A 13,591-nucleotide genomic window follows, 5' to 3' on the forward strand; every position below is an offset into this window, starting at 1 on the left:
ATCCGGGATTCATACGCCTTATTCGCTCATGGTTAAACCTTCGTGCGCTACTTCCATAGTCTCAACGGCTATTTCGTTAGCGTCCGATTTCATGTCCGTTACAGTGATCTTGCATGGGAATGCATTCTTCAGCGTCCAGCTCATAGCGACATTCTGTGTTTCATCCAGCAGGCTCACTACGATATTGATACGCTTGTAGGTATTCATCTTGATACCATTATACTTATCCCACAGTGCTTTGTCTCCTTTGAAGATGCCCTTTTTCAGGGTGATATTGGAGAACTTCTGGATACCGGGCATCTTTACTGTTGAGTATACAGGGCTGCTGCCGCCGCGGTATTCAATGATCTGCGTTTCTGATGATAGTCCGGTTACTTCCTGGAATATCAGTTCTGCCCCGTCCCACATGACCTTGAAGGAAAATTTGACCAAAGGCCACGTGGTTTGGGCTTGGGTAGCTCCGTCATCTGGCATAGTTGTAAGCTTTTAATAAGTAAGATAATAGGGTGAATGAGTTTGTTGTCTGTTATGATTGCTGCATCATCTGCTGGAATGTGATCACGATGAACTCCGCAGGTCTTACGATCGCTACTCTAACGGTGATCAGCATTTTACCATCGAGGATGTCCTGAGGCGTCATAGTGGAACCAAGGCCCAGCTGTACGTCGTAAGCCTGTTCAGGAGCAGCTCCTGCCAGTGCGCCCTGTTTCCAGAGGTTGTTCAGGAAGTTGTCGATCATAGCTTTTACAGTTACCCAGGTGGTGCCATCGTTTGGCTCGAATACGTAGGTACGTGCCGCCAGTTTGATGGACTGCTCGATCATGATGAGCGTACGGCGTACGTTGATGTAACGCCAGTCCTGGCTGTTACCGTCCAATGTACGGCCACCCCATACCAGTGTACCGATACCTGGGAAAGGACGGATCACATTGATGGATTTACCGGCCAGTACATCCACATTCAGTTGTTTCTGTTCATCGTGCGAGATGTTCACGGAAGGTGCATTCACCATGGCCACAGAGACGTTGGCTGGTGCTTTCCACACGCCACGTGTGCTGTCTACCATCGTGTAGATACCAGCCATAGCCCCGCTCGGAGGCAGTTCGTTCAGGTTAGACCTGATCTCTTCCAGGATGCTGTTATACACAGGGCTGGAAGCCTTCAGTGACTGATGGAAGTTCTTTTTTGCGTTGGCATCGGGAGTGGCGATCGCTTTGTAGGCAGTTATTACCTGCTGTGCCAGTGTTTCAGGCAATACAGTTGCCAGGTCGACAGCCGGGTCGATGTTCTCAAAATCGATCTCGCTGGCCTGTACGATAGCCGTCTTCAGCCAGGGATAATAGGCAGCGCCATAGTTCAGTGCATTGATACCGATCTTGTCGCGGAAAGCGGCAACAATAGCATCTGTAGTGTCGGTAGCGCCTTGTTTCGCCAGATCGAAGAGACCGAAGCGGCTCTGTGTTTTTGCACAATGTGTCAGCACCTTTGCGTACATGGTGTTGTAAGCACTCTCGCCAAGGGCGATGATGTCGGGAATAACCACCAGTGTAGGTTCATACTCCTTTTCCAGCGCAAGCAGGATATCGGGCTTGGTGTCTGAGCCGGTGAAATCATCCAGCGCGATCTCCAGACCTTCAGCCTTACCGCCATAGGTGCCTACGGAAACAATGTAACAGTTGGCGCCACCGTTCGCGTAGAACAAGCGGATGCTGTTGTACAGGTAGAAAGTGTTCTTAGGCATGATCTTTACTACCTTGGGAGCACCATTCACGATGAATGTTTCTCCTTTGTAATCAGCCTCCGGATCAGCAATGCTGAACTTTGCACGGAAGCCTGCGCCGAAGAGTTCTACGAACTCCGCGAAAGAGGTAACACGGGTTGGTTTATTCAGGAGTGATTTACCAAACCGCTCGGCTTTCTCTGTGTAGCCGATAAAGACAGGGACTGCTGTTTCGACGGCAACGGCAGAACTGGGGAAGGCGTTTTTTTCCTCTATGTAAACGCCCGGTGTCATGAGTGTTGAAGCCATAGCTGTACGGGTTTGAGATTAGTATAAAAAGATTTCGGAATATGCTTGTGTGCGGTCATACCCTGATATGCCCGCCGCTGAAATAGTCTGGATGTCAGGCGATGGAAGCGCGGAAATGACGGTCCTGTGCAGACCGCCGATGCCAACTGAATCCACCAGTTGAAATGTATGTAATGGTCTTTGCGCCAGTGCGATCGCTTCTTCCGAAACAAACACACTGGCGTGTGCGCCATCCGGAAGTGTTACCGGCTGGGGCCCTGTAAAATGAACGTTGTTGCTGGTGTCAATGATTGCCGGCTCTGACAACGCAGCAAGATTGGCACTCATCAGGAAGTAACACCAGCGCGTACTCTTCGCGGCGAAACTGACGTCATACCTGGCAGACAAGTCAGGCTTCAACTGCAGGACGATCCGTCCGAATGGTCTTACAGATATGACAGCGCCCTCATGTTGAAACGGCACCACCTCACTGGCTGTGACAAATTCCTCCTTATGCAATCTGCCGGGCGTGTGCCCCTCAGCGTTACTGAATAATAATATACTACCGGGAACGTCTGTCTGAGGCAGATCCGTGTAGTTATAAAAGTGCGGGTCCGGCAATTGCAGGTCAAATACTAACGTCAGCTGCTCCCGCAGCAATTGCACCCGCTGATCAGTATTGCTGTTGTTAAATAGCAATACGATCCTGTCCGGCAATCTGCGGAAGATTAAATCATAACGTCGCATGTCTGTTGCAGTTTGTTGTGGCAGCAACACGCGGATATCCCTTAAACAATTGTCAGCAAAGAACCCGTGGCGGAAATAAATTTCCGTCAGCAAATCAAATCCCATTACCGTAATTCGGTTTACAGAAGTTTATCGTTTGTAGTAATGCCTGACACGGAAGGTCTGTATTCCCTGATGATACTGTCGTCAAATGTTAGCATACGCATTTTGTACACAACGGAAGGCATATACTTGGCGCCAAGTGTAGCCCATACATTGTTTAAACGCTCCGTGCCCATACTCTCCATCTCAAATACCAGCTTGTCTATCCGCCGGTCAAGCGATGGCGTATCTGCCGGAGTGAATACATTGTGCGACTGAAAGAAAGCCATGACGAAGGAAATGAAACGCAATGCTTCCGCATAGTTGTTTCCATTGAAGTATGCCGAAAACAATATGTAAAGATTGATACAAACAGGCGGCATAGATCTGGCCTGCATCACTCCTCCATTATTACCGGGCACACCTTTCCCCATCGCTTCTTTCTCAATGTTGATCAGCGTTACAAGTACTTTATTCTCTCCCTGTATAGCAATACTTCCATCCTGATTTACAATACCGGACAGCACTACCTTCTCTTCGTTGACATGCAACTGCCTGCCGAAGTGTTGATTGATCACTTCAGTGACGCATGATAGGGTTTCGTAAATCATATGGCTATTATTTTATCAGGAAGTACTCTGGCTGTTATGTCTTCTCAGGAAGTACTCAGTAAACCTGGCGTTGCACAATGCTTTGCAGTGGCTAGTTTACGATGTTATGTTGTGTATAAAACTTATCTATCGGCTTTTTTGTCCTCTTTAATCAGTTGTGTTTATTTAAACGAAAATCAAGGTATTAGGCGACTCTAAAGAACTAAGATTTTCATATTGGGCACAATATAGTAGTTAAATGAAAACAATAAAATTTTTATTTAAATGAATATTTACCTATTTTTTATTAATTATTATCATTACTCTTGCCGCAAAGTTGTCCCGTAAATTTTAGCGTTTATGTATTCCCTGGTCAGGACCATTTCTGGTTTCTTCTTTATCCTTATTATCTTTTTGTTTCTTAAAAATGATGTTCACGCCAACAGAGTATATCCTTGTCCGTATGACACCGGCAGCGGAATAAAAACCATTAACTTACCCACCTTTCAGAAAGACACTACCGGAAGGGTTAAACTGTTGCAAAAGATCATTGCCGCATTAAAGTTCACTAAAAATGCCAGGGCAAGGGAACAACAGCGTGTAATCACCATCATCAGGACCGTCATGGCCGACTCCATGGTGGCCACTGCTGAAGACATTAAAAAGCTGAACGCAGAGTTATCGTTACAACAGAATCAGCACTTCGACTCCCTGCGTGCACTTATCAATAATATTATTGCCAACCAGGCAAAAGACTCACTGCTCCCGCCAGATGAAACACCCGTAGTGCCACCTGCTCCCGTACCTGAAACAGATGTTGCGTCCCTTATCAGTAAGATCATTCCCATCTTACAGCAAAAAGAAAAACAGGAAAGGAACAGCGAGGCGCAACAACAGCAACTGGTGGCGGTCCGTGCCTTATACGGACGAACGCCGGGCAAGATAGATACACTAAGATTAAGCGATACACTGGGAACAACCTATACAATCACGCTCGGACATAAAGCAAATGTAATAGGTATTCACCCCTATTGGATGACCGACAAATATCTCCAGTATAACTTCACCGCCCTGAGCGCGATTAACTTCTATGGCTATACTACTGAAAAAGATATTAAGGCAAGAGACATACCTCCCGCTCCTTTGAACATGTTCAACCTGGCAGCGGCCGCAGGCAACAGCAGAATGTTCACTTACTACGAAAATGATCCCACTCATATTGACGCGCTCCTGAAAGATGAAGATGCACAGTTCCGTTGTATCGACTCACTGTTACCTTTATTACAACAGTACCAGGCAGACGGTATAAATATTTGGTTCAGTCAACTAAGCGCAAAGAGAAGAGATGCCTTCTCCCGTTTTGTGACTTTACTCTCCAATTATTTCCAGCATAATAGTCAGCAGCAATATAGTATCGCGGTGACCCTGCCGTCTAACGACGAGCAGTCGGCATATGACCTCAGAACACTCGATCCGCTGACCGACCACTTTCTGATAGACTTTACAAAAGCAAGCGGTACCCGCGCATGTGCATTATCTCCTATGAAAGGAGACGCCCGCCGCGCTATTGAACCGGTCATGTCCCGTTTTCTGAACCTGCAGATCGCACCCTCCAAATTCATACTGTTGCTCTCCTACTACGGAACGCAATGGAAGAAAAGCCCTACCGGCAAAGACATTTTCACCCGCTACGTCCCTTTCAGTGAAATCAAAAACAAATATCCCGGCGACACTTCCGTCATCTATGACGAAGACGCAGTGGCTGCCTATATAGAAGAGAAAGATGCCAACGGCGAAGTAACTTCAGAAATATGGTTCGACGATGAAAACACCCTCGACGTTAAATACGACTATGTGCTGAACAACGGACTGGGAGGTGTAGCTATCTGGCCCCTGGGTGCAGATGACGGTTATGGAGAGCTCTGGGATGAACTGGCATATAAATTTATCAGTATAGATACCACCTTCATCGACACCATACAACTGGGACCACCTGTAATAGTAAGCGAGTCCTGGTGGACCCGTATGGTCAAAAAAGTCAGCCATGAAATGCTGACCCTGAAACTTCTGTTCACTGATCCCTGCCGCCTGGAAGCAGAAAAAGACAGGGACGATACCTTCTTTGCTTACGTTACCCTCTTCTTCTTCATCTGCGCACTGCTCATCGGCTTCTTCTACGCATACAATGTACGGATGGTAGGTCCCGAGTGGCCATGGAGAAAAATAGTATTACGTATACTGATCGCCTGGATACTGGTCACTGCCTTCTTTGGTATTGTAACACTCTTCCTGAACAGGGATGTTCCTTTCGGCATTACCCACACTTCTGGTACAGCAGCAACAGCCAAATGTGTAACGATCCCTATGCTGGACCTTCTGCTGATCTTCACCATAGGACTGCTGTTAGGCATGCTGATCATGCGCATCCTGATACGGCCATTGCTGTCAAAGAATGATAAACCCTGATCATGTTCCCGGGTTAGCAGCCCTGGGCTATAATCACAGCGCTCCTAACGGAGCAGATCAGAGCGGATGATTGCGCATATTATGTATGTGCATTGAGGATTCCGTCAACTCTTCAATATGAAGAGGCTCATTCAATTTAATTGAAAGGCTGTTACTGCGGAGGTTTCAGGTGGAGACCCAAGGGCCTTATCCCTTGTAGCGTGTCAACACGCTTCACAGGGGTTCAATACCTATCCAACAGCCCAATACGACTGACAAAGCTAAATAGCACGACGCGAAAAGGGATACAGCCCGGGGTCCCACCTGAAACCGCGGCAAAAGCCAGGCAAAATTCAGCAGACAGCGGGCAAACCGCGACAAGCAATAAACCCGGAATAATCAGGGAAACATCTGCTTCGTCTTACTGATAATCTGCTGGATACGCTTCGCAAAAGTATCACAACACGGCTTGCTGTAATTATAGAGAACAACCTCCCCCTCCTCAGACCTGGATTCAATATTCATCTCTACCATGTGATCAGGATGATGACTGCAGGACTCATTACCGAACTGATTGGTAAGATAAGCAGCTATTCTCTCCGCCTTTGAATTATTGTACCTGTTAGGCAGATTGTGAATATAGTCGGCCATGGTATTGTCCGGAACGAGCGTCCTTCTGATTGCGCGGAACTGGATCATAACAGTGAAAATTATTAATGGGGAAACGATGCTGCAAAGGTACGGATAAGCCGGCAATCCGGGCCGGATATTGTTTTTCCTCTCTGGTTTAGCGGATTCTGTTGTCCATATACCCGATTTTTTCCCGGATCCTGATACTTTCCGTAAATTTATGGCCTCAATTAAAAACCGAATTCATGAAACATCTAATTTTATTTCTTTTAATGGGAACTGCCGTTAGTGCCTACGCGCAGAAAGCTGATCAGCCGGTAACTGTACCTGCCCCGGTAACAAAAAGCTTCCAGCAACAGTATCCCAAGGCAACAGGTGTTAAATGGAAAATGAAAGACAACCAGTATAAAGCTGAGTTTGAAAAACACGATGTATGGTACGATGCCACTGGTAAGGTGGTAAAGCAGAAGGAAGATATTAAGGAAGCCGATCTGCCTGCTACTGTAAAACAGGCCGTTCAACAGCAGTTTGCCGGATATAAGATACATGACGCAGACAAGCATACTGAAGGATCAGCAGTTACCTACAAGCTGGAACTGAAGAACGACACTGAGAAAAGAGACGTAACCCTCAGTGCAGATGGTAAGGTGCAGAAGAACGAGCTGGATAAGGGTAAGAAAGACGGTAAGAAGAAGCAATAACCATTCAGCGTATAAATAAAAAGCAGCCGTTCCGCCAAAAAGTTCCCGGGCGGCTGCTTTTTTCTATTCCTCCGGATTAAGTGATCCCCCTGAATATATCTTAAAGAAGTCCCTCTTATACACCTCCCCTATCGGAATTTCAGATTCACCAACATACACATTGCGATGGTCAAAGGAATCTACATAGTCTATGTTCACTACATATGACTTACTCACCCGTATGAAAAGATGTTGTGGCATCTTCTGATGAATAGTCTTTAAATTCATTGCAGTGATCAGCTTCTGACTACCTGTATAGATCACCACATAATCTTTCAGCCCTTCAATAAACTTCACATCCCTGAAGTTCAGCCTGTGAAACCTGCGATCTGATTTAATGATTAGGAACTCGCTTGTATTGGACTGGACGATGTTCTTTTCTGTCTCGTCAGAAAGTAGTCTTTTGTATGCTTCCGCTTTATTGATCGCTTTTTCAAGACGGGCCTTGTCTATAGGTTTCAACAAATAATCTATAGCATCCAGTTCATAACTTCTGAAAGCATATTGCGGATAGGCAGTCGTAAAAATAGTCAGTATCTGTTTCGGCAGTTGTGCGGCAAATTCCAGTCCTGTTACCATCGGCATTTCAATATCCAGGAAAATGAGGTCTGCCTCGTTGGCTTTCAGGAATTCCATCGCAGTAAGCGCATTGGAGAATACGCCCACCACCTCCACCTGTGACACCTCTCTGATCAGTTCCTGCATCTCCTCCCTTGCCAGTGGTTCATCATCTACAATAATGCATCTCATATGGGTATAGTTAATGTGACAGTATGTTCTTTATCTGCAGCTGTGATCTCAAGGTCATAGCTATCGCCGTATAACAGCTCAAGCCGCCTTTTAATATTGGCCAGACCCAGTCCGCTGTTCCTTTTGTCTGAAGACTTGAATTCAGGATCTTTTGAATTAATACAGCTGAAGTACAGTTTATCTTCTTTCACCTCTATCTGAACGTTTATGTACGATTCCGATCCGCTGATATTTACGCTATGCTTTACCGCGTTTTCCAGGAAGGTGGTAAACAGGTTGGGCGGTAAAGACACCCAGTTGAGTATGCGCGGAGGCGTCTCGCTGCAGATGTTAATGGTAAGATTATCTCTTCTGAGTTTTTCCAGAGATAAAAAGTTAGTCAGGAAATTGACCTCTGACTTTAGCAATGTCTTTTCGGCATTGTTCTCGTACAGCTGGTACCGCAGGAACTCGGACAACTTCATGATCACAAGGTTAGCCTTCTCCGGATCTTTACGTATCAGGGCCTTAATGCCATTCAGCATATTAAAGAGGAAATGCGGATTGATCTGGTTCCGCAGTTCGTTCAACTCCATTGTCAGTGTAAGATTTCTCAGCTCGGCCATTCGCTCATTATCCCGCATCCACCGCTGGAACAGCTTTATCATTGTTGTGACCAGTACGACACAGACCAATATGAGCGTTCCTTCATATATGCCTAATTTATCTTTGCTGTCTTGCATGGTATCCAAATGCGCGGCAGCGTCAAACATTCTCAATACCCGGGACATTGCCATACGACCGACCACAACCACTGTCAATAAGAGCGCCAGGTAAAGTATATACTGGCCCTTGAAGAAAAACCGCGGCACCAGCACATTCATATTGACATAGCACATCAATATTAAGAAGACAGACACACAGAATAACCTGAAATACCTGTCTTCCCTTGATCCCTGGACCTCATTGGTAAAGGCGATCATAGTCAGGACTCCGAGCACTACCAGGGTGTGGCGTAATAACCGGTACCGGTCATCAATCATCAGGCGTATGATCCTATCATCATGCTTATGCTTCATATTAGATATTAAGAATTGAACTCAGTCCAAAGATAAAGCGATTCTATCCTGTGCTGGCGGGAAATTATACGAAACCCCTTCTCTCTTATACCAATTTTACTCATAAAAACTTTGGTATAAAATGTAAACCATTTGGTATAAAAACGAAAAACCGGGTCTGCATTATCCCTTCCTTTGTGCTGCAATCAATAGCTGATCTCCGCCAGCCACTATTGATGCAGCCAACTCCTCCTCATCTATAAACTGGATTTAAATATCGTATATGGACATTAAACAGAAAGTAGTAGTATCAGTATCCGGCTTACTGATCTTGTCGGTAGAATGTTTTTCGCAGCATCAAACACGGGATAGCCTGAATATGCCAAAACGTGTAGAAACCTATGCCGCAGACAAGTTTGCCGTTACCCGGCCGCTGAATGTCGAGTTTATTTATTCGGTCCCGTACAACTTCACCTCAGAGCAGCTGGGAAAAGCTTTACCGGAGAGTAAAGTGACCGGTTTTACGCAGTTAAAACTAAGCGCGAATTACAACTTTATAAAGAGAAAGACCTGGATGCTGGGGGCTTCTGCAGGCTACAGGCGAACGTCTATTGAAGCAGACATAACGCGGCCTGCAGGAAGTATTAAAAACGTGAACGATGAGTTCCATTATATTTATTCATCGGTCAACTTCACCTATTTTTCTAAACTGTTCAATAAGCGGACCATCTATACATCCAGCCTTTTAGTAGATGGTAGTGAACGGTATTTCGAAAGGGTAAAAGGACTGCTGACGGCCTCCATGATACTGACGGCCAACCAGCGCACGAAATTGATCGTTGGGATACTCGTTAATATTGACCCAAGCGCACAGACGCCTTTCATGCCGACTATCGCATATGAGCATAAATTCAGCAATGGTTTCAGTGCAGATGTCGCCTTCCCCAGATACCTGTACCTCAGAAAACTGGTACACGAGAATGGAAGATTGTCTTTCGGTTCAGAGATCGACAGGTCCTCCTTTTATCTCTATAATTTAGACAGTACGTCTCAAAAGTATGAGTACAGACAATTAGATCTTAATTCCGGGTTCGTTTACGAGCATATTCTGACAAAGTATCTGTTGCTTACTGTAAAAACAGGTATGAAAATGACGCCTACCGGGCGGATATTCCGGAAGGAAGATTCATTTGGGGACCCGGTATATAAAACCACGCCGGATCCGACTTTCTATTTTAACATCGGTGTATCGTTCAATCCTTTCACATTGCTGGGAGCGAAAAAATAAGATGTAATCAATCTTCTTATGATCATGGTAAAAGTATTTAAGACAGACGTGCTATATGCGGAAGAGGTGAAGGTTGTCATCACTGATATCCTGCGGAGAGCTCCGGACCTGAAGGTGACTTTCGATCTGGAAGACGAAGATAAGATCATGCGGATAGAAGGAGATTTCTTTAAGGCAGAAGACATATTTTTCTGCCTTAAAGAACAAGGGCATTGCTGTATTGAGTTACCTATTGACCTGCACCTAATTGGATAGGCACCGGCCATCCGGCGGCGTCCCATGTTATCTCCTCCAATAATAGTTTGGAACGTCCCCGGTCATGCGCATCATAACCATGCAGGAGCAGATAATCTTTGTTTGAGTCGGTAATGACAGCGTTATGCCCGGCGCCATACCAATTAACGCTGTCCCCTTGTATCACAAGGGTTCCCCCATCCAATTGTAAGGGAATGCCCTGCCTGTCCAGGTAGGGCCCCTGCACTTTTTCACTTCTCCCTGCTACCACCTTATAAGTACTTTTCTCTGCGCGGCAGCAATAGTCGCGCGACACAAACAGGTAGTAATAGTTCCCTTTCCTGAAAATGAACGGCGCCTCTATAGCACCATTACCTGCTGCTGTATCGGGAGTAGCGAAATCCCTTGGTCTTCTGGCAATGGTATACCATTCCTGTGGCTCACTGACTGTTTGCAGGTCCCGGGTCATCTTCACCAGTTTGATGCCGTCCCAGAAGGAACCGAACGACAGCCACGGTGTTCCGTTTTCATCAAAAACCAGGTTGGGATCAATGGCATTCCACATGTCACGACCGGGAACAGACTGTATCACCTTTCCCTTGTCTTCCCACTTATAGTCCGGTGATGCCCGGTCCAGTGTCTTATTGACAGCCAGTCCTATACAGGAAGTGTTTTTCCCGAATGCGGAGACAGCATAATACAAATAATACTGCCCCTTATAAAAGCTGATATCAGGCGCCCAGATATGCCCTTTAAAGCCGGGAATAGCCTTTACTGCCCATTGAGGAGCGCTGCTGAATACCGGCTTCTCCTTACGCCAATGCTGCATGTCACGGGAGGAGAAAACGCTTATACCGTTCCCTGTACAGAACAGGTAATAAATGCCATTCTCCCGGATCATCACCGGATCGTGCACCGGCGTATTACGGGTGGTGAATTCCATTCCTGTGGGCACAGATTGTGCCCACATCGGGAACGGTACAACCAGTATCAACAATAGAAAGACTAAACGTTTCACCAGCAGATATTTTTAATGACCATTATAAACGGATCCGCAGCACACTCAGCGAACGCGGAGCGGTCTTTACCGGGAATCGCTTCCCGGGTAGCTTCATCTCTGAATGCTTAGGCGACACCCTGCCCGGCTGCTCAAAACCGTTCATGCTGTTCACGTCATCGTTTTGCAGCACTGTCAGCGTTGCCTGCGCTGCAGGTTTCGCGTCCAGTTCCACGGTATAGGTCTGCTCCTTATCCGATACGTTCACCAGCTTGATGATCAGCTCATGGGTTTTCTCATCCAATGCGGCAGTGGCATACAGGCTGTCCTGTCCCGCTATGACATCATTATGCATCCGCACCGGCACAACTGCTGTTCCCTTGTTCAACGAGAACAATTGTTGTACGTAATAATTCGGTGTACCATAAGAACGCAGGTTGTCTACCCATATCAGGTCTGGCGTCCATTGCCAGCCATCCGCATGCGCAAACAGCGGTGCATAGGAGGCCATGTTCACCACGGCAGCATTCCTTTCCAGTCCGGTCATGAAGGCCGCTTCGGATAACGCCGTCAGCCAGTTGTTCCTGTTATGGATACTAACCGTCTTATCGCTTTGCGCGGCATATTCTCCCGCAAATATCTTTGAACCATTGCGCGGATAATTGTCGTAGCGCCGTGCGTTTTGCAGAAACCATTGTGGCGGACGATAATAATGTTCGTCAATAATATCCGCATGCATATCGCGCAATTCCTTGTCCAGGTAGTCGAAACGCTCCCCATCAGGATCAGTGCCTGAACTGTTTACCAGTTTTATCTCAGGGTACTTTTCTTTGATAGCCTTCGTGAAGAGCTTCAGTCGCTCGACATACTGCGGGCCCCAGTTTTCATTACCTACACCCAGCAGTTTCAGATGGAAGGGTGCCGGATGTCCCATGCGGGCACGCACCTTACCCCATGTGCTGGAGGTATCGCCGTTGGCAAATTCAATCAGGTCCAGGGCATCATGAATATACGGATCCAGTTCATCCAGTGGCACCAGCTCTGCTGAGTTGAACTGACAGGCCATGCCGCAGTTGAGAATAGGCAGCGGCTCCGCACCGATGTCTTCCGCCAGCTGAAAGTATTCGAAGAAACCCAATCCGAAGGTCTGGAAATAGTCTGGTGTAGGGCGATGCGCAAATTCATAATTCCAGCGGTTGATGATCAGCTGACGTTCTTCTATTGGCCCGATCGTCTTTTTCCACTGATAACGCTGAGAGAGGTCAAATCCTTCTACGATACATCCACCGGGGAAACGGATAAAGCCGGGCTTCATATCTGCCAGCAGCTGTATCATGTCCGCCCGCATACCTCCGGGACGCCTCTTCCAGGTGTCTTCCGGGAACAGGGAGATCATATCCAGATCAATTACACCATTGCCTTCCAGCCATAACTGCAGGGATGCTTTCTGCTCTGTTTCACCAGCGTGGAAGCTGACAGATTCCTTATGCCAGGCAGTGTCCTGCTGTGAGGGCGTCAATACTGTATCGCCAATCACCTTACCGCTACTATTCAATAATTGTACATGCAGCCTTATACCAGGCTGCTGTTGCCTGTATAGTACCGAAAAGTCATAACGCAATCCCTGTTTAATGCCCATGCCACGAAAGCCTTCGTTCTTCAACCCGGCATCTCCAGTGCTTGTATTCCTGGCTGTGGCCCGCAGGAAACGCGGATTAGCGGTATGCGCAGGCGTCCGGTTTATGACCAGCATATCGCCTTCTTTTACCTTTGTACCATTCACTGTCCATCCCATCAGGGGCTTGAAGAATTCAAAGGAACGGTTCTTCACGAGTTCTGCATAGATACCACCGTCCGCACCCATATTAATGTCTTCAAAGAAGACACCCCACATTGTCGGTGCTATTTTCCCCGTGATAGTCCTGGTCTCAACTGTGATGACATTATTACTTTGTGCTGCTGTAATACCCGGCAACAACGATAGTCCTAGTGCGAGTACTTTCAATACCTTATTTTTCATTACATCCATTATCTTTTGTTGACA

At 46.7% G+C, this 13,591-nt stretch carries 13 protein-coding genes; 4 read left to right on the plus strand and 9 right to left on the minus strand.

The window, feature by feature from the left end:
* Nucleotides 1-18: 18 nt before the first annotated feature.
* From L3C95_RS23905 to L3C95_RS23920, 4 genes are all read right to left on the minus strand, one after another.
* A complete protein-coding gene (locus L3C95_RS23905; RefSeq protein WP_236391435.1) occupies nt 19-432 on the minus strand; it encodes a phage tail protein in 414 nt (137 codons plus the stop codon).
* Nucleotides 433-526: 94 nt separating this feature from the next.
* A complete protein-coding gene (locus L3C95_RS23910; protein WP_236391437.1) occupies nt 527-2,029 on the minus strand; it encodes a phage tail sheath family protein in 1,503 nt (500 codons plus the stop codon).
* An 18-nt stretch (nt 2,030-2,047) separates the two neighbouring features.
* Nucleotides 2,048-2,860, minus strand: coding sequence for a hypothetical protein (locus tag L3C95_RS23915; protein WP_236391439.1), 813 nt, complete (start codon nt 2,858-2,860; stop codon nt 2,048-2,050).
* Between the two features lie 14 nt (nt 2,861-2,874).
* Nucleotides 2,875-3,447, minus strand: coding sequence for a DUF4255 domain-containing protein (locus L3C95_RS23920; protein ID WP_236391441.1), 573 nt, complete (start codon nt 3,445-3,447; stop codon nt 2,875-2,877).
* Between the two features lie 339 nt (nt 3,448-3,786).
* Here L3C95_RS23920 and L3C95_RS23925 point away from each other — a divergent pair, with 339 nt between their 5' ends.
* Entirely contained in the window at nt 3,787-5,892 is a 2,106-nt protein-coding gene (locus L3C95_RS23925) for a glycosyl hydrolase family 18 protein (protein ID WP_236391443.1), read from the plus strand.
* Between the two features lie 378 nt (nt 5,893-6,270).
* On the opposite strand, the gene L3C95_RS23930 is transcribed toward L3C95_RS23925, so the two are convergent.
* Nucleotides 6,271-6,570, minus strand: coding sequence for a hypothetical protein (locus tag L3C95_RS23930; RefSeq protein ID WP_236391445.1), 300 nt, complete (start codon nt 6,568-6,570; stop codon nt 6,271-6,273).
* 176 nt (nt 6,571-6,746) lie between these two features.
* Between L3C95_RS23930 and L3C95_RS23935 the strand changes: the two genes are divergently transcribed.
* A complete protein-coding gene (locus tag L3C95_RS23935) occupies nt 6,747-7,202 on the plus strand; it encodes a PepSY-like domain-containing protein (protein ID WP_236391447.1) in 456 nt (151 codons plus the stop codon).
* Between the two features lie 63 nt (nt 7,203-7,265).
* On the opposite strand, the gene L3C95_RS23940 is transcribed toward L3C95_RS23935, so the two are convergent.
* Together L3C95_RS23940 and L3C95_RS23945 are read right to left on the minus strand one after the other, a co-directional pair.
* Nucleotides 7,266-7,991 carry a LytR/AlgR family response regulator transcription factor gene (locus L3C95_RS23940; protein ID WP_236391449.1) on the minus strand — a complete coding sequence of 242 codons (726 nt, stop codon included), beginning with the start codon at nt 7,989-7,991 and terminating at the stop codon, nt 7,266-7,268.
* Complete coding sequence (locus L3C95_RS23945) at nt 7,988-9,049, minus strand: sensor histidine kinase (RefSeq protein ID WP_236391451.1); 1,062 nt, start codon at nt 9,047-9,049, stop codon at nt 7,988-7,990. Before L3C95_RS23945 ends, L3C95_RS23940 begins: the two co-directional genes overlap by 4 nt.
* A 262-nt stretch (nt 9,050-9,311) precedes the next feature.
* Between L3C95_RS23945 and L3C95_RS23950 the strand changes: the two genes are divergently transcribed.
* Together L3C95_RS23950 and L3C95_RS23955 are read left to right on the plus strand one after the other, a co-directional pair.
* Nucleotides 9,312-10,316, plus strand: coding sequence for a hypothetical protein (locus L3C95_RS23950; RefSeq protein ID WP_236391454.1), 1,005 nt, complete (start codon nt 9,312-9,314; stop codon nt 10,314-10,316).
* Nucleotides 10,317-10,334: 18 nt separating this feature from the next.
* Nucleotides 10,335-10,571 (plus strand): hypothetical protein, encoded by a 237-nt coding sequence (locus L3C95_RS23955; RefSeq protein WP_236391457.1) that lies wholly within the window; start codon nt 10,335-10,337, stop codon nt 10,569-10,571.
* Here the strand turns inward: L3C95_RS23955 and L3C95_RS23960 are convergent.
* Both L3C95_RS23960 and L3C95_RS23965 read right to left on the minus strand, forming a co-directional pair.
* A complete protein-coding gene (locus tag L3C95_RS23960) occupies nt 10,546-11,568 on the minus strand; it encodes an arabinan endo-1,5-alpha-L-arabinosidase (protein WP_236391459.1) in 1,023 nt (340 codons plus the stop codon). The genes L3C95_RS23955 and L3C95_RS23960 overlap by 26 nt on opposite strands.
* A 22-nt stretch (nt 11,569-11,590) precedes the next feature.
* Entirely contained in the window at nt 11,591-13,576 is a 1,986-nt protein-coding gene (locus L3C95_RS23965) for an alpha-L-arabinofuranosidase C-terminal domain-containing protein (protein WP_236391461.1), read from the minus strand.
* Between the last annotated feature and the right edge of the window lie 15 nt (nt 13,577-13,591).

Origin of the sequence: Chitinophaga filiformis (genome assembly GCF_021646545.1) — a bacterium.
GTDB lineage: Bacteria > Bacteroidota > Bacteroidia > Chitinophagales > Chitinophagaceae > Chitinophaga > Chitinophaga filiformis_A.

Excerpts from the sequence above, each read along its gene's own strand:
- L3C95_RS23910 (WP_236391437.1), bottom strand. The coding sequence starts at position 2,029 with ATGGCTTCAACACTCATGACACCGGGCGTTTACATAGAGGAAAAAAAC.
- L3C95_RS23915 (WP_236391439.1), bottom strand. The coding sequence starts at position 2,860 with ATGGGATTTGATTTGCTGACGGAAATTTATTTCCGCCACGGGTTCTTT.
- L3C95_RS23920 (WP_236391441.1), bottom strand. The coding sequence starts at position 3,447 with ATGATTTACGAAACCCTATCATGCGTCACTGAAGTGATCAATCAACAC.
- L3C95_RS23925 (WP_236391443.1), top strand. The coding sequence starts at position 3,787 with ATGTATTCCCTGGTCAGGACCATTTCTGGTTTCTTCTTTATCCTTATT.
- L3C95_RS23930 (WP_236391445.1), bottom strand. The coding sequence starts at position 6,570 with ATGATCCAGTTCCGCGCAATCAGAAGGACGCTCGTTCCGGACAATACC.
- L3C95_RS23935 (WP_236391447.1), top strand. The coding sequence starts at position 6,747 with ATGAAACATCTAATTTTATTTCTTTTAATGGGAACTGCCGTTAGTGCC.
- L3C95_RS23940 (WP_236391449.1), bottom strand. The coding sequence starts at position 7,991 with ATGAGATGCATTATTGTAGATGATGAACCACTGGCAAGGGAGGAGATG.
- L3C95_RS23945 (WP_236391451.1), bottom strand. The coding sequence starts at position 9,049 with ATGAAGCATAAGCATGATGATAGGATCATACGCCTGATGATTGATGAC.
- L3C95_RS23950 (WP_236391454.1), top strand. The coding sequence starts at position 9,312 with ATGGACATTAAACAGAAAGTAGTAGTATCAGTATCCGGCTTACTGATC.
- L3C95_RS23955 (WP_236391457.1), top strand. The coding sequence starts at position 10,335 with ATGATCATGGTAAAAGTATTTAAGACAGACGTGCTATATGCGGAAGAG.
- L3C95_RS23965 (WP_236391461.1), bottom strand. The coding sequence starts at position 13,576 with ATGGATGTAATGAAAAATAAGGTATTGAAAGTACTCGCACTAGGACTA.